Origin of the sequence: Pseudomonas sp. 8BK (assembly GCF_902506475.1) — a bacterium.
In the GTDB taxonomy this organism is placed as follows: domain Bacteria; phylum Pseudomonadota; class Gammaproteobacteria; order Pseudomonadales; family Pseudomonadaceae; genus Aquipseudomonas; species Aquipseudomonas anguilliseptica.
Genome location: NZ_LR733252.1, coordinates 4242418 through 4257911 on the forward strand (window position 1 = coordinate 4242418; position 15494 = coordinate 4257911).

Genomic DNA, 15494 nt, shown 5'->3' on the forward strand with positions numbered 1-15494 from the left:
GTGCAGAAGGCAGCGATGATTAGCGACAAGAACTACCTGCTCCCGGCACTACCCGGCGAGCTGCCAGCGGATATTTTGCAAAAGGCCTCGCTGCTGCCGGCCAAGGCGGCGTTTCTCGATGGCCGTTTGGCACCGTCCACCCGAGCCAGGCTGGCCGCACTGCTGGAGGTGACCAATACCTATTACTCCAATCTGATCGAAGGGCAGTATTCGGCCCCAGCCGATATGCAGCGCGCCCAGGCAGCGCCGAAACGCGAGCGCAAACAGCTGGCCGATCTGGCTATGCAGCAGCTCGGCGTGCAAACCAGCTTTGAACGCCTTATGCAGCGCTGGGATGCGGATATTGCATGGCCGGCGATGCTTTCCCCCTGGCTCGCCCAGCAGGCGCATCGGGCCTTGTTCAAATACGCGCCTGTAGAGCAGCTCAAACTGCATAACAGTGAGCGCTATTTAGTGCCAGGCAAATTACGCACGGAGCCGGACGAGCAGGTAGTGGTAGGCAACCATCTGGCACCCGACGCCCAGGTGGTGCAACCCATGCTGGAGTTACTGCAACAGCAGCTGGGCAGCTACAACGACCCGCGCACCCGACTGATTGCCTCCCTGGCCTACCACCATCGCCTGGCCTGGGTTCACCCCTTTATGGATGGCAATGGCCGGCTGGTACGGCTGATTACCCATCTGCAACTGGTGTATCTGGATTTGCGGCCCAACCTGTGGTCGCTGTCACGGGGCCTGGCGCGGCGGCAAACCGAGTATTACGCGGTGATGGCTAATGCCGACCGGCCGCGCGAAGGCGATCTGGACGGTCGCGGCCAGCTCTCGCTCAAGCATTACCTAGGCTTTATCCGCTTTATGCTGGATGTGTGTATCGACCAGATCGACTATATGACCGAGGCGGTTGACCCAGCCAATATGCGCGAACGCATCGAGCGGTTGTTTAAACACCATGAGCGCATCAGCGCCGCGAAAATCCGCCCCGGCTCGGCGGCGGCGGTGCATGCATTGCTGAGTATGGGCAGCATGCCGCGCGCGACCTTCAAGACCTTTCTCGGCCTGAGCGAGCGCCTGGCGATTGAAGAACTCAAGCGCCTGATCGAGCTGGGCATTGTGCTTAGCCCAACACCCAAGTCACGGGACGTGGAGCCCGGCCTGCCGGTATGGTTTGCCCAGGAAATTTTCCCCGATCTGCATCGGCGGTTTATCTAGGGCCTGCGGCCGTTGCGTCGTGGCTGCGCTTTGGCCTTCTACTCGCGCAGCGGCAACGGTTACTATCCGGCCATGATGCCAAAAGGATATTGCCGTGAACGAAGCTGAAACCCGTGCCGAACTGATCGACCCGGCCTTGCGCGCAGCAGGTTGGGGCATGGTCGAGGGCAGCCGTATCCAGCGCGAATATCCGATCACCCATGGACGTATCCAGGGGGCTGGCAAGCGCGGCAAGGCGGAGATTGCCGACTATGTGCTGGTGTACCGCAACACCAAGCTGGCGGTGATCGAAGCCAAGGCCCTGGGCAAGCATTACAGCGAAGGTGTGGCGCAGGCCAAAGGCTATGCGCAAAAGCTGGCGGTGCGTTTTACCTACTCAACCAACGGCCAGGCGATCTACGCCATCGATATGCGCAGTGGCGCCGAAGGCGATGTGGCCAGCTTCCCCAGCCCCGAGCAGCTCTGGGAGCAGACCTTTAGCGAGCAGAATGAGTGGCGCGAGCGCTTCGCCGCGATCCCCTTCGAGGACAAGGGCGGCACCTGGGGCGCGCGTTACTACCAGGACATCGCCATCAGCCGCGTGCTGGAGGCCATCGCCGCCGAGCGCCAACGCATCCTGTTAACCCTGGCTACCGGCACCGGCAAAACCTTTATCGCCTTCCAGCTGGCCTGGAAGCTGTTCAAAAGCCGCTGGAACCTCAAGCGTGATGCCCAGCGCCAGCCACGTATTCTGTTTCTCGCCGACCGCAATATCCTCGCCGACCAGGCTTACAACTCGTTTTCCGCCTTCCCGGAAGACGCCCTGGTACGCATCGACCCGGCCGATATTCGCAAGAAGGGCAAGGTGCCGAAGAACGGCAGCATCTTCTTCACCATCTTCCAGACCTTTATGAGCGGGCCGAACGATACGCCCTACTTCGGCGAGTACCCGGCGGATTTCTTTGACTTCATCATCATCGACGAATGCCACCGTGGCGGCGCCAACGATGAAGGCAACTGGCGCGGCATCCTCGATTACTTCGCGCCGGCAGTTCAGCTGGGCCTGACCGCCACGCCCAAGCGCAAGGATAACGTCGACACCTACGCCTACTTTGGCGAGCCGGTGTATGTGTACTCACTCAAGGAAGGCATCAACGATGGCTTTCTGACCCCGTTCAAGGTCAAGCAGATCGCCACCACGCTGGACGAGTACCTGCATGTGCCGGGCGATGGTGTGGTGGTCAAGGGCGAGGTGGAAGCGGGCCGGCGCTACCTTGAAGGCGACTTTAACCGCGTGATCAAAATCCCCGAGCGCGAGGCCTATCGGGTTCGGCTGTTTATGCAGCAGATCAACCCAAACGATAAAACCCTGGTGTTCTGCGCCAACCAGCAGCATGCGCTGGAAATTCGCGACCTGATCAACCAGAACAAGCGCAGTCGCGAGCCGGATTACTGCGTGCGGGTAACGGCCGCCGATGGCGCGCGCGGCGAGGAATATCTGCGCTACTTCCAGGACAACGAGAAGCACATCCCGACCATCCTCACCACCTCGCAGAAGCTCTCCACCGGGGTGGATGCGCGCAACGTGCGCAATATCGTGCTGCTGCGCCCGGTGACCAATATGATCGAGTTCAAGCAGATCATCGGGCGCGGTACGCGGCTGTTCGACGGCAAGGACTATTTCACCGTCTACGACTTCGTCAAAGCCCATCACCTGTTCAGTGACCCGGAGTGGGATGGCGAACCGGAAGACCCCGCCACACCCGGCGGTGTTGGCACTGGCGAAGAACGTGGTGGCTATGAGGGCGACCCGCAGGAGCCAAAGCCACCGCGTCCGCCACGCCCCGAGGTGGTCGAGATCAAGCTGAGCAATGGCTCGGTACGGCGTATCCGCAACATGATGGCGACCCTGTTTCTCGGCGCCGATGGCAGGCCGATGTCGGCGGCGCAGTTCCTCGAAAACCTGTTTGGCAACCTGCCTGAATTTTTCAAGGACGAGGACGAGCTGCGCAGCATCTGGAGTGCGCCGGATACGCGCAAGGCGCTGCTGCAAGGCTTGGCCGAGCGAGGTTTTAGCCGCGAGGTGCTGGTGGAGATGCAGCGCATTATCGACGCAGAGAACAGCGATCTGTTCGACGTGCTGAGCTATGCCGCCTTCGCCAGTGACCCACTGACCCGCGAAGAGCGCGCGAGCAAAGCCAGCAGCAGTCTGCATGGTCAGTTCAGCAGCAAGCAGGAGGCCTTTATCGACTTCGTGCTGGCGCATTACGTGAAGGAAGGCGTGGACGAGCTGGATGGCGAAAAGCTCTCGCCCCTGCTCAAGCTCAAGTACAACAACGCCATCGCCGATGCGGTCGCTGACCTGGGCAAACCCGATCTGATCAAAAACCTGTTCTTTGGCTTCCAGAAATACCTGTACCAGGGGCCAACACGGCAAAACCCGTAGACGAGCGACCTTGGTCGACTTGGCCCCACCGCGCGCGCTGGTTAAGCTGCTGACCTTTTGCCCGAGCCTTTGCCATGCCTGTGTTCGAGATTCTGCTGCTGGTACTCGCCGGTTTTGCTGCCGGCGGAATGAATGCCCTGGCCGGCGGCGGCACGTTTTTCTCCTTTCCGGCCTTGCTCACGGCAGGCCTGCCGCCGGTGACGGCCAACGCCACCAATGCCGTGGCGCTGTGGCCGGCCAGCCTGGCTGGCGCCTGGGCGGCGCGGGATTCGCTGCGGCCGCTGGGGCGTTATCTGCTGCCGTTGTTGGCCGCGGGGCTGGCCGGTGGTTTGCTGGGCGGGCTATTGCTGCTGGTTGGCGGTGATGCGGTGTTTGCCAAGCTGATTCCCTGGCTGCTGCTGGCCGCCACCGCGCTGTTTGCCGCCAGCCCCTGGCTCAGTCGCTGGCTGGCCGCGCGCCGCGCCGAGGCGGCACAACCACCGCACAGCCCGCTGTCGCTGGGTGCACATATCGGCGTATCGATCTATGGCGGCTACTTCGGCGCCGGCATGGGCATCCTGCAATTGGCGGCGTTCTCCATCGAAGGCCACCCGCTGGCCCGCGCCAATGCCCTGAAGAACCTGATTTCAGCGGTGATCTACAGCGTCGCCACGGCGACTTTTATCATCGCCGGCCGAGTCAGCTGGTATGAGCTGGTGATTCTGTTGGTGGGTGCCACCCTGGGCGGCTATGTCGGCGGCGCGCTGGGCCAGCGTTTGCCGGCCAAGTTCCTGCGTCTGCTAGTGATCAGCGTGGGCAGCGGCATGACGCTGTATTACTTCTGGGCGACTTATTTCGCCCAGTAGCCTGCTCAGGCGGTGAGTGAACCGGACGAATCAGACACATATGTAACGTCTGTTGGGCTTCGCTACGCTCAACACCAACCTACGAATGGCTTTCAGCTGTAGGTTGGCGTTGAGGAGCTTGCGACGAAGCCCAACGGAATCAACGACGATGTGCCCAACCTGCGCCAACAAGCATTGATGACCCTCAGTTTTTGCCGCGCTTGCGAAACTCCACGGGCGTTTCGCCGACCCAGCGCTTGAAGGCGCGATAGAAAGTGCTCGGCTCTGAGAAACCGGTGCGCTCGACGATGACCTCGATGCGCTCATCGGTGTTGAGCAGCAGGTCCTTGGCCAATCGGCAGCGGTAGTCGGTGACCAGATCATTGAAGCGCACCCCGGCCATGGCCAGCCGCTCACGCAGCCGCCGCGCCGGCATATTCAGCCGTGCCGCCACCTGTTCCAGGGTGGCACCGCTGTCGACCAGTAACTCGCCGATCAACTCACGCACCTTGCGCACCAGGTCCAGCCGCTCGACTTCGGCCAGTTGCCGACGCGCCAGCGACTCATGCATGCGCAGCAATTCTGGCGCGGCATGCCGCGAGGTTTTCTCCAGTACCGAGGCATTGAATACCAGCGCGTAACGCTCGCCACCCAACTGAGCGGGGCAGCCATAGACCTGCTGATACAACTCGGCGGGCGCGCCAGAAGCATGCATAAACTGCACTTCAAAAGGCGTGAAATCGCCCTCGGTCAGCGCATCGAACAGGCGGATCACTGCACCGGCAAGCATCTCCGGAAAGTGCCGCGGCGTTCCGGGAATCAACCCAAGCACCAGCACCGCGCGCTCGCCCTGCAGGTCCAGTTTGGCATTCAGGGTATCGGAGAGCAGCCGTACGTAGCGCAGCACATGACGCAGCCCATCGCCAAAGGTTTCACTGGAGAGAAACAGGTATTCCAACAACAGGCCGTGGAAGGCCGGCAGGTGCTGGGCCAGATAGAGGCCGACATGCTCCTCGCCGCATTCATCGATAGCGGCCTTCCAGAACATGGCCTGGGCCGCATGGGGAAAGCGTCCGGCAGGCAAACCACCGGGCGGTAGGCCAACACGCGCCAGCACCCGATCGGGGTCGTTACCGCTGGCACGCAAGGCGTCGATCACCGGGCGCATCAGCGCCACGTCGTCGGTTAGATCACGCATATTCTTCTGGTTTCTTGTTATCCGCGAGGCGCGGCCATCTTAGGCAGCTTTGGGCTCTGCGCTCAAGGCGTGAATCAGTGTTGCGCGGGTCTATTGACTGGCCTGCCGCACAGCCAGGCGAGCCGGCCAATGCACCAGGCGAGTGGCCGACTAAGCTGCTGCCACCGTTCTGAGGAGTTTACCCATGGCCACCGACTGGCTCGACCTGCCCGCCCCACCTGCCTTGCCTGGCCTGTTTGCCCGCGCGGCGTTGCGCCGCCGTGTGACCGGCCGCAGCCTGCCTGAGCTGGGCGTGCGCTGCCAGGTTACGGTTGACCCCAAACACCTGGCGCGCTATCGGCAGATCTGCGGCTTTGCCGATGATCACCTGCTACCCGCGACCTACCCGCATATTCTGGCGTTTGCCCTGCAGATGCAGTTGCTCACCGACAAACGCTTCCCCTTTCCGCTGCTCGGCCTGGTGCATCTGGAAAACCATATTCGCGTGCTGCGCCCGCTCGGCGGCCTCGGGCCGTTTACCGTCAGCGTGCAGGTGCAGAACCTGCAGCCCCATGACAAGGGCGTGACCTTTAGCCTGATCACCCAGCTGCACGACCAGCTCGGCCTGCTCTGGGAAGGCGACAGCCGCATCCTCTGCCGTGCCCTGCGCCTGGACGGCAAGCCGACCGAACGCGAAGCCGAAACCGCACTTGCGCAAACCACCCTGGTGCACTGGCGCGCCCCGGCAGATATCGGCCGCCGTTATGCGCGCATCGCCGGTGACTACAACCCGATCCATCTGTTTGCCGCCACGGCCAAGCTGTTCGGTTTTCCCCGCGCTATTGCTCACGGTCTGTGGAACAAGGGCCGCGCGCTGGCTGAACTCGGCACGCGCCTGCCCGCAGCCGGTTATGCGGTAAGTGTGCGCTTTCAGAAACCGGTGCTGCTGCCGGCCGAGGTGCGCCTGCTGGCCAGCGAGCCCGGCAGCCATGGCCAGTTCAGCCTGCTTGGCCAGGATGAGCTGGTGCATATGAGCGGCAGCTGGCGGCCACTGGAGTGAAATCTCGTCGGAAATAAAGCAGACGGCTGCCGGTAACTGTCCGGCAGCCGCTTGCACAGTGCAGATGAACCCCCGATGCTATGCTCCTCTTTGCTGGAGCGCCTGATGAACCTCGCCGAACTGACCACCCGCATGCACGCCATTCGTGACCACAACGATTGGCGGCCATTCCACAGCCCGAAGAACCTGGCCATGGCGGCCAGCGTGGAAATGGCCGAGCTGGTGGAAATATTCCAGTGGCTGACTGAGGCCCAATCACACCAATTGCCGCCGGAAAAACTGACCCATGCCGGCCAGGAAATCGGCGACGTGATCCTCTATCTGGTACTGCTGTGCGGCGAGCTGGGCCTGGACATGGAACAGGTGGTGCGCGCCAAGCTGGCCGACAACGAACAGCGCTTTCTCGGGAGCGCAGCCCATGAGTGATCGGCACTTCGATGAGCTGGCCACGCGCTTTGCCGAGAAGATCTATGGCGGCGCCAAAGGCGCAATTCGCCTGGCCGTGCTTCAGGCCGACCTGGCCGAAGCGCTACCCGAGCGCTCGCTGCGGGTGCTGGATATTGGTGCAGGCCTTGGCCATATGTCGCTGTGGCTGGCCGAACGTGGCCACCAGGTGACCCTGACCGAACCCGCCGAGCCGATGCTCACCGGCGCCCGCGAGCGCTTTGCCGCCGCAGGGCAACACGCCACCTTTATCCAGGCGCCCTGGCAGGACCTACTCGGCCAGCTGGAGCAGCCCTTTGATCTGGTGATCTGCCACGCGGTGCTGGAATGGCTGGCCGAGCCGCACAGCATCCTGCCCGTGCTGCACCAGCTGTGCGCGCCCGGCGGCTGGCTGTCGCTGGCGTTCTACAACAAGGATGCGCTGATCTACCGCAATTTGCTCAAGGGCCACTTCCGCAAACTGCGCAAGGCCGAATTCGCTGGGGAAAAACAGAGCCTGACCCCACAGATGCCGCTTGATCCGCGCGAGCTGGCGGCGCAACTTGAAGCCAATTGGCAGGTCGAAAGCCAGAGTGGCGTACGGGTATTTCACGACTATATGCCGCAACCCTTCCAGGCCAAGGCCGAGTTGCTCGACCTGCTGGAAATGGAACTGGCCTACCGTCGCCACCCCAGCTTTGCCGGGCTGGGCCGTTATTTACACTGGATCTGCCGGCCACGCTGACAGACCGTTGAAAAACTACCTGCGTTGGCAATACTGCGTTAAAAACAGGCTCGGAATGCTCATTTACAACAGTAAACTCCGCTTCCTCGCCTGTTTTTGCCTTGTCTTGCCGGCCTCGCCTACGTTTCTCAACGGCCTGCCATGCCCCTATTCGAGTAGCAGGAGTAGTGCATGAAACAGCTCTGGATTTTACTGCTACTGGCCACCCTCGCGGCCTGCCAGAGCCAGAATCCTTATGTCGCCGACAGCAAACCGCTGCCGCCGGCACCTGCGCACTCGCCACAACAGCTGGATCGCAGCGCCTACCCGGCCGCGCCACGCGACTATGGCCGCTACCGCACCTGGAGCTGGCAGCAGCTACCGGCTGGCAGCGCCTGGGCCAGTTCCGAGCAGGTGCAGGAAGCCCTGAGCAATGCCCTCGACCAACGTGGCCTGCGCCCACATCGCGCCGGCAAAACCAGCGACCTGAAGGTCAGCGCCGAGCTGCGCCTGGAGCAACGCCTGCGCCAGGTTACCGAACGCTACGGCAGCCATTACGGTCATAGTCGCTATGGCGATGAGTACGGCATGTGGGGTAGCGCGCCGCTGGTGCGCAGCTATACCGAAGAAGTCATGGTGGTGCGCATCGAGTTGTTCGATGGTCAGGATGGTCAGCCGGTCTGGAGCGCCAGCGCCGAAACCCTCAGCAGCGGCAGCCAGAGTGAACGCGCCGCCGCATTACGCAATGCGCTACAACAGGCCCTGGCGGCGTACCCGCCACACTGATTGCTGAACCCGAGGAGAGCACCCATGCGTGCATCACTGCTATTACTGCCTCTGCTGCTGATCCTCAGCGCATGCCAGACGCCGCAGCTGGAGCGCGACTTCGACCCCAATCGGGACTTTGCTGCTTACCGCAGCTGGAGCTGGCAGGAACCGGCCGTGCAATACAAGCCCGACGACCCACGCATCAACAGCGACCTCACCGGCCAGCGCATTCGCAGCGCGGTCAGCGAGCAGCTCGACCAGCGCGGCTTGCGCCCCGCGCCAGCGAACAACACAGGCGATCTCAAGGTGCAGGTGTGGATGATCGTCGACAATCGCCAGCAGCAGGTCAGCACCCACTTTGGCGGCACCTGGGGTGACCCATGGGGCGGTGGCTTCTGGGGCGGCCCGAGTTATGTGGAAACCCGCACTTTGGACTATCAGGTCGGCACCCTGCAGATCGACCTGCTCGACGGCAAGGACGGCAAACTGGTCTGGCGTGGCAGTGCCGAACAGGTCCTGCGCAGCCGCCAACCCAGCCCCAGCGAGCGCGAGACTGCAATACGCCGTACAGTCGCCGACGTATTAAGCCAATACCCGCCCCGCTGACCGACAAGGATGTTGCATGAACCCCACCCCACACCTCAGCCATCGCCCCGCAGCGGCGGCTGACCTGGCCGAGATCGTCGGCTTTCCACAAAACGCCGATGAGCTGTTCTTCTGCTATCCCAAGGCCGACTGGCCGCTGAGTGTCGGTCAATTGGCCGCCGCCATGGCCGAACGCCGAGACAGCACGGTGGTGCTGCTCGATGGCCGAGTGGCTGGCTTTGCCAACTTCTACCAGTGGCACTACGACGACCACTGCGCCCTCGGCAATCTGATGGTCGCCCCCTGGGCCCGTGGCCACGGCGTGGCGCACTATCTGGTGGCGGTGATGGAGCAGCTGGCGCGCGAGCATTACCACGCCAAACGCATGCAGGTATCGTGCTTCAACGCCAACAGTGCCGGCCTGCTGCTCTACCCAAAGCTCGGCTATACCCTAAGTGGCGTGGTCGAGCGCCGCGACCCCAAGGGCCAGCGCGTTGCGCTGATCCAGTTCAACAAACCGCTGTAGGCCGGCTTACAGATCCCAGTCCGGCCGGTCCGCAAACCGCTCAATCAGAAAATCCAGCAACGCGCGCAGTGCCGGCGGCATTTGCCGGCGCGTGCCATACAGGGCGTGAATACCCAATTGCTGCGGCTCGTAGTCAGGCAGCAACTGCACCAGCGCCCCGGAACGCAAATGCGCGCCGACTGAATAGCGCGGCTGCAGGCTGATGCCCATATCGGCCAGCCCGGCTTCCAGCAGCACCATGGATTCATTGGCGCTGAGGTTGCCGCTGACCGCCACGGCATGCGGCTCACCGGCGCGGGTAAATTCCCAGATGCTACGGCCAAAATAGGCGTAACTCAGGCAGTTGTGCTGCGCCAGCTCATCGGGCCGCAGTGGCGTGCCATGCCTGGCCAGATACGCAGGGGTGGCGCACACCACCGAGCGACACACCGCCAACTGCCGGGCGATCAGGTTGGGGTCGAGCTGATTGGTGATGCGCAGCGCCAGGTCGATGCGCGCCTCCACCAGATTGACCGCCTGGCTGCCCACCAGCAGGTCGATACTGACCTGCGGATACAGCCGGGTGAAGTCATCCAGCGCGTAAACCAGCCAGGCCTGGGCCAGCGACTGGCTGCAGGCGATACGCAGGGTGCCACGCGGCGCAGCCTCGTCCGTACGGCTGACACTTTGCATGGCATCGGCCATGGCCAGCATCTCGCGGCACTGACCGAGCAACTGCTCGCCGGCACCGGTCAGGCTCAGCTTGCGCGTGGTGCGGTGCAGCAGGCGCGCGCCGACCCAGGTTTCCAGCTCGCCGAGGTAACGCGACACCATCGCCCGCGACATCTCCAGCGCATCAGCGGCGGCGGTCTGACTGCCGCGCTCCACCACTTCGACAAAGACCCTAGTTGCCGTCAGGCGATCCATGATTAGCCCACTTAATGCAACAAATATGCGCAGATTACGGGGCTTTTTGATCGATTTAAAGCAACTAAGATGGGCTCAATCACTCAACAGGAGCTCCCCATGTCGATCATCACTCATCTGCGCGGCCTGCTCGCCAGCGCCAGCCTGCTGACCCTGGCCACCACCGCCCTTGCCCAACCGCTGACCCTGGACGTCTACAACCCAGGTGACAAGGCCATCTTCTCGGTAACTTCAACGCTGATCAGTGGCGAACGCGAGGCCATCCTGGTCGATGCGCAGTTCTCCACCCGTGAAGCGCATGAACTGGTCGAGCGTATCCAGGCCAGCGGCAAGACCCTGACCACCATCTTTATCAGCCACGGCGACCCGGACTTCTACTTTGGCCTGGACACCCTGACCCGCGCCTTCCCCAAGGCCAAGGTGCTGGCCACGCCGCAGACCATCGCCTATATCGAGAAAAGCCGCGCACCGAAGCTGGCCTACTGGGGCCCGATCCTCAAGGACAGCGCCCCGGCCCGCACAGTGGTGCCACACGCCCTGCAAGGCGACCATTTGAGCCTGGAAGGCCAGCGCATCGAGCTGGTCGGCCATGATCCCAAGCACACCAGCCTGTGGATTCCGAGCATCAAGGCGGTGGTCGGCGGCGTGCTGACCTACGCCAACATCCACCCCTGGATTGCCGATGCGCAAACCGCAGAGGCACGTAAATCCTGGCTGAAATCGCTGGATGAGCTGCAAGCGCTGCAACCGAAAACCCTGGTGCCTGGGCACTTTATGGGCCAACCGGCGCTGAACCTGGACGACCTGCGCTTTACCCGCAACTACCTCAATGACCTGGAAGCGGCCCTGCCCAACGCCCAGAACAGTCAGGCGCTGATCGACAGCATGAACGCCAAGTACCCGCAGCTGCTCGACGCCAGCAGCCTGGAACTGAGCGCCAAGGTGCTCAAGGGTGAAATGCAGTGGCCCTAAGCCGCCGCATCCTGATCACCGGCGCCTCACGCGGCATTGGCCTGGGTCTGACCCAGGCCTTTGTGCAGGCGGGCTGGCAAGTGCACGCCGTGAGCCGCAACTTGGCCAGCAGCCACGAACTGCGGACGCTGGCCACGCAACATGGCCAACGCCTGCAGCTGATTGAGTGCGATTTGCTACAGCGCGAGGCTGGCCAACTGATCGACCGCGCGCTGGGTGACCAACCGCTGACCTGCGCCCTGTTCAATGCGGGCATCTACGGCCCAATGCATCAGGATCCGCGCCAGGCCAACAGCGCAGAGGTCGGCCAGCTGTTTCTGGCCAATGCGGTCGCGCCGATCAGCCTGGCGCAACAATTGGCCGGGCGAGTCGAGGCCGGAGGCGTGATGGCCTTTATCAGCTCGCAGATGGCCAGCCTGCAGCTCAACCGCGCTCTCGACATGCCGCTGTACGGTGCCAGCAAGGCCGCGCTGAACAGCCTGCTGCTGAGCTGGAGCAGCCACTATGCCGAGCTGCCCTGGAGCCTGCTGGCTCTGCATCCGGGCTGGGTGCGCACAGCCATGGGCGGCGCGGATGCCCCCTTGAGTGTGGCGGACAGTGCCGCGGGGCTGTATCAGGTGATCACCGCTGAGCTGGGTCGCCGACGCTGCACATTCCTCGATTACCAAGGCCAGACCTTGCCCTGGTAAGGCTGACGGCGCGCTGCGCATTTGCGGCATAATCGCCCGCCCTGCCCGCCTGGAGATACGCCCATGCCTGCCCCGATCTGGTGGTTGATGGCCCTGCCCTTCGTTGCCGGCGCCTGCCTGCCGTTGCAGGCCGGGATCAACGGGCAACTGGCCAAGCAGGTGTCCAGCGTGCTGGCCGCCGCACTGGTGTCCTTTGCCGTCGGCACCCTGGCGCTGCTGATTCTGGTGCTGGTGCAGCGCGAGTTCCCCAGCTTCGGCGCGCTGAAAGGTTTGACCTGGTGGCACTGGAGTGGCGGCCTGCTGGGCGTGATGTTTATCGCCACTGCCGCCTTTGCTGGCCCACGCGTCGGCGCCCTGCTGTTTATGGTGCTGGTGATCGCCGGACAGCTGAGCATGGCCCTGACCCTGGACCACTTCGGCTGGGCCGGCTTTCGCGAAGCACCGATTACCGCGGGCAAAATCGGCGGCCTGTTGCTGATCGTCGCCGGCATCTGGCTGATCCACCGCAGCTAGCCGCCCAGCGCCGCGCGCCGTGGGCGCGGACCGGCTGTGCTAAAGTGCGCGGCGTTTTTACCCTGCGCCTTGCCTGCCCTGCCTATACCAACCGTCATGTGCCCGACTCATCGTCCGGCGCGGTTGTGCCTATTGGCTAGCCACTGCGCCCCAGCCTTTGGAATTGACCATGCTGCAAAGCCTGAAAAACACCTGGCTCTTTAACATCCGCGGCGATGTGCTCGCCGGTCTGGTGGTGGCGTTGGCGCTGATCCCGGAAGCCATCGCTTTCTCGATCATCGCCGGCGTCGATCCCAAGGTCGGCCTGTATGCCTCCTTCTGTATCGCCGTGGTAATCGCCTTTGTCGGCGGCCGCCCAGGCATGATCAGTGCTGCCACCGGGGCCATGGCTCTGGTCATGGTCACCCTGGTGAAAAACCACGGTCTGGAATACCTGCTGGCCGCCACCCTGCTCACCGGCGTGCTGCAGATCGGCGCCGGCTACCTGAAGCTGGGTTCGCTGATGCGCTTTGTCTCGCGCTCGGTGGTCACCGGTTTCGTCAACGCCCTGGCGATTCTGATCTTTATGGCCCAGCTGCCGGAGCTGACCAACGTCACCTGGCAGGTCTACGCCATGTGCGCCGCCGGCCTGGGCATCATCTACCTGTTCCCCTACGTGCCGAAGCTGGGCAAGGTCATTCCCTCGCCGCTGGTGTGCATCCTGTCGATGACCGCAGTGGCCATGTATTTCGGCCTGGATATCCGCACCGTCGGCGACATGGGCGAGTTGCCAGATACCCTGCCGATCTTCCTCTGGCCGGATGTGCCGCTGACGTTTGAAACCCTGGCGATCATCTTCCCCTACGCCGCCGCCCTGGCCGTGGTTGGTCTACTGGAATCGATGATGACCGCCACCATCATCGATGACCTGACCGACACCAACAGCGACAAGAACCGCGAATGCAAAGGCCAGGGCGTAGCCAATATCGCCGCTGGCCTGATGGGCGGCATGGCGGGCTGCGCGATGATCGGTCAATCGGTGATCAACGTGAAATCCGGTGGCCGTGGCCGGCTGTCGTGCCTGGTGGCCGGCGTGGTGCTGTTGCTGATGGTGGTGTTCCTCAGCGACTGGGTCCGCCAGATCCCCATGGCCGCGCTGGTAGCGGTGATGATCATGGTGTCGATCGGCACCTTCAGCTGGGACTCGCTGCGCAACCTGAAGCAATACCCGCTCTCGACCAATATCGTCATGCTCGCCACCGTGGCGGTCACCGTCTATACCCACAACCTGGCGTACGGCGTGTTTGTCGGCGTGCTGCTGGCGGCGATGTTCTTTGCCAACAAGATCGGCCACTTCCTCTATATCAATTCCGAAGCTGACAGTGATGGCAGCCAGCGCACCTACAAGGTGATCGGTCAGGTGTTCTTCAGCTCCGCCGACAAGTTCATCGCCGCCTTTGACTTCAAGGAGGCAGTGGCTAAGGTGATCATCGACCTGTCGCGCGCACACTTCTGGGACATCACCGCCGTCGCCGCCCTGGACAAGGTCGTACTCAAGCTGCGCCGCGAGGGCACCGAAGTCGAAGTGCTGGGCCTGAACGAAGCCAGCGCGACCATCATCGACCGCTTCGGCGTGCATGACAAAGACAACGCCACCGACCTGCTGTCCGGCCACTAAGAGGGGTTTACAAGCGACTGCGCTCGGCCATGCCGCGTTGGAATCAGCCCGAGACACGGCGTCTCAAAATGCTCATGTACGACGCGTACACTCCGCTTTTACGGCTGATTTCGCCTTGCCTGACCATCGCGCTACGGTTCTAAATCCCTCTAATCAAGGAGAACAGCAATGACCCAAGTAATGGCATGCATTGATGGTTCGCAATCCACCCGCGCGGTATGCGATTACGCCGCCTGGGCCAGCCAGCGTCTGAGTGCGCCACTGACTCTGCTGCACGTGCTGGATGAGGTGCAGTACCCAACCAACCCGGACCTGTCCGGCAACATCGGCCTGGGCAGCCGCGAGCACCTGCTCGAGGAGCTGGCCAAGCTTGATCAGCAACGTCACAAGCTGGCCATGGAACAAGGCCGGCTGATGCTCGAAGCAGCCCACGAGCGAGTGCAGGCCGATGGTGTGGAGCCGGCACAACTGCGCCAGCGCCATGGCGATCTGGTCGACTGCCTGCACGAGCTGGAGAGCGATATCCGCCTGCTGGTGATCGGCCGCCAAGGCAAGACCAGCGACAGCCTCAGCCAGCTGGTCGGCAGCAATCTGGAGAACGTTATCCGAACCCTGCACCGACCAATTCTGGTCAGCTGCGGCGAATTCAAGGCACCGCAAAGCTATATGCTGGCTTATGACGGCAGCGCCACCGCGCGCAAGAGCCTGGAAATGATTGCCGCCAGCCCGCTGCTCAAAGGCCTGCCGTGCCATCTGGTGATGATCGGCGCGGATACCAGCGATGCCTGGGAACAACTCAAGGCCGCTGAACGTGTCGTGCAAGGCTCGGCCAGCGCAGTGTATCTGGCGATTCGCGCCGGAGAGGTAGAACCCACCCTGCACACCTACCAGCTCGAGCAAGGCATTGATCTATTGGCCATGGGCGCCTATGGCCACTCGCGGATTCGCCAGTTCCTGGTCGGCAGCACCACCAGTACCCTACTGCGCACCAGCAACAGCGCGCTGCTGATTCTGCGCTAGGTGTTGCGCAATGGGC

16 protein-coding genes are annotated in these 15494 nt (G+C 62.7%); 14 read left to right on the forward strand and 2 right to left on the reverse strand.

The window, feature by feature from the left end:
* Window positions 1-15 precede the first annotated feature (15 nt).
* From ACIN8IBEIGE_RS19825 to ACIN8IBEIGE_RS19835, 3 genes are all read left to right on the forward strand, one after another.
* The gene (locus ACIN8IBEIGE_RS19825; RefSeq protein WP_160016160.1) at window positions 16-1209 is read left to right on the forward strand and encodes a Fic family protein; all 1194 of its coding nucleotides are present in this window, start codon (window positions 16-18) and stop codon (window positions 1207-1209) included.
* A 94-nt stretch (window positions 1210-1303) separates the two neighbouring features.
* The gene (hsdR, locus tag ACIN8IBEIGE_RS19830; RefSeq protein WP_160016161.1) at window positions 1304-3634 is read left to right on the forward strand and encodes an EcoAI/FtnUII family type I restriction enzme subunit R; all 2331 of its coding nucleotides are present in this window, start codon (window positions 1304-1306) and stop codon (window positions 3632-3634) included.
* Between the two features lie 74 nt (window positions 3635-3708).
* The gene (locus tag ACIN8IBEIGE_RS19835) at window positions 3709-4479 is read left to right on the forward strand and encodes a sulfite exporter TauE/SafE family protein (RefSeq protein ID WP_160016162.1); all 771 of its coding nucleotides are present in this window, start codon (window positions 3709-3711) and stop codon (window positions 4477-4479) included.
* A 184-nt stretch (window positions 4480-4663) separates the two neighbouring features.
* On the opposite strand, the gene ACIN8IBEIGE_RS19840 is transcribed toward ACIN8IBEIGE_RS19835, so the two are convergent.
* Window positions 4664-5656, reverse strand: a complete 993-nt coding sequence (locus tag ACIN8IBEIGE_RS19840) for an AraC family transcriptional regulator (RefSeq protein WP_160016163.1) — start codon at window positions 5654-5656, stop codon at window positions 4664-4666.
* A gap of 184 nt (window positions 5657-5840) precedes the next feature.
* On the opposite strand from ACIN8IBEIGE_RS19840, the gene ACIN8IBEIGE_RS19845 reads away from it, so the two are divergent.
* From ACIN8IBEIGE_RS19845 to ACIN8IBEIGE_RS19870, 6 genes are all read left to right on the forward strand, one after another.
* Complete coding sequence (locus ACIN8IBEIGE_RS19845; protein ID WP_160016164.1) at window positions 5841-6695, forward strand: MaoC/PaaZ C-terminal domain-containing protein; 855 nt, start codon at window positions 5841-5843, stop codon at window positions 6693-6695.
* A gap of 105 nt (window positions 6696-6800) precedes the next feature.
* Window positions 6801-7121: a nucleotide pyrophosphohydrolase gene (locus tag ACIN8IBEIGE_RS19850; RefSeq protein ID WP_160016165.1), complete on the forward strand. Its 321-nt coding sequence runs from the start codon at window positions 6801-6803 to the stop codon at window positions 7119-7121.
* A complete protein-coding gene (locus ACIN8IBEIGE_RS19855; RefSeq protein ID WP_160016166.1) occupies window positions 7114-7863 on the forward strand; it encodes a methyltransferase in 750 nt (249 codons plus the stop codon). Before ACIN8IBEIGE_RS19850 ends, ACIN8IBEIGE_RS19855 begins: the two co-directional genes overlap by 8 nt.
* Window positions 7864-8034: 171 nt before the next feature.
* Window positions 8035-8628, forward strand: coding sequence for a DUF4136 domain-containing protein (locus ACIN8IBEIGE_RS19860; RefSeq protein WP_160016167.1), 594 nt, complete (start codon window positions 8035-8037; stop codon window positions 8626-8628).
* 24 nt (window positions 8629-8652) lie between these two features.
* Window positions 8653-9216, forward strand: a complete 564-nt coding sequence (locus ACIN8IBEIGE_RS19865) for a DUF4136 domain-containing protein (RefSeq protein WP_160016168.1) — start codon at window positions 8653-8655, stop codon at window positions 9214-9216.
* Window positions 9217-9232: 16 nt separating this feature from the next.
* Window positions 9233-9721, forward strand: coding sequence for a GNAT family N-acetyltransferase (locus ACIN8IBEIGE_RS19870; RefSeq protein WP_160016169.1), 489 nt, complete (start codon window positions 9233-9235; stop codon window positions 9719-9721).
* A gap of 6 nt (window positions 9722-9727) precedes the next feature.
* Here the strand turns inward: ACIN8IBEIGE_RS19870 and ACIN8IBEIGE_RS19875 are convergent, their stop codons facing one another.
* Complete coding sequence (locus tag ACIN8IBEIGE_RS19875) at window positions 9728-10627, reverse strand: LysR family transcriptional regulator (RefSeq protein ID WP_160016170.1); 900 nt, start codon at window positions 10625-10627, stop codon at window positions 9728-9730.
* A gap of 99 nt (window positions 10628-10726) precedes the next feature.
* Between ACIN8IBEIGE_RS19875 and ACIN8IBEIGE_RS19880 the strand changes: the two genes are divergently transcribed.
* The 5 genes from ACIN8IBEIGE_RS19880 (at window position 10727) to ACIN8IBEIGE_RS19900 (ending at window position 15478) form a co-directional block, all read left to right on the forward strand.
* Window positions 10727-11599, forward strand: a complete 873-nt coding sequence (locus tag ACIN8IBEIGE_RS19880; protein ID WP_160016171.1) for an MBL fold metallo-hydrolase — start codon at window positions 10727-10729, stop codon at window positions 11597-11599.
* The gene (locus ACIN8IBEIGE_RS19885; protein WP_090381450.1) at window positions 11590-12288 is read left to right on the forward strand and encodes an SDR family oxidoreductase; all 699 of its coding nucleotides are present in this window, start codon (window positions 11590-11592) and stop codon (window positions 12286-12288) included. Before ACIN8IBEIGE_RS19880 ends, ACIN8IBEIGE_RS19885 begins: the two co-directional genes overlap by 10 nt.
* Window positions 12289-12351: 63 nt before the next feature.
* Complete coding sequence (locus ACIN8IBEIGE_RS19890; protein WP_160016172.1) at window positions 12352-12801, forward strand: DMT family transporter; 450 nt, start codon at window positions 12352-12354, stop codon at window positions 12799-12801.
* 169 nt (window positions 12802-12970) lie between these two features.
* Window positions 12971-14458: a SulP family inorganic anion transporter gene (locus ACIN8IBEIGE_RS19895; protein ID WP_160016173.1), complete on the forward strand. Its 1488-nt coding sequence runs from the start codon at window positions 12971-12973 to the stop codon at window positions 14456-14458.
* A gap of 168 nt (window positions 14459-14626) precedes the next feature.
* Window positions 14627-15478, forward strand: coding sequence for a universal stress protein (locus tag ACIN8IBEIGE_RS19900; RefSeq protein WP_160016174.1), 852 nt, complete (start codon window positions 14627-14629; stop codon window positions 15476-15478).
* The last annotated feature ends 16 nt before the right edge of the window (window positions 15479-15494 follow it).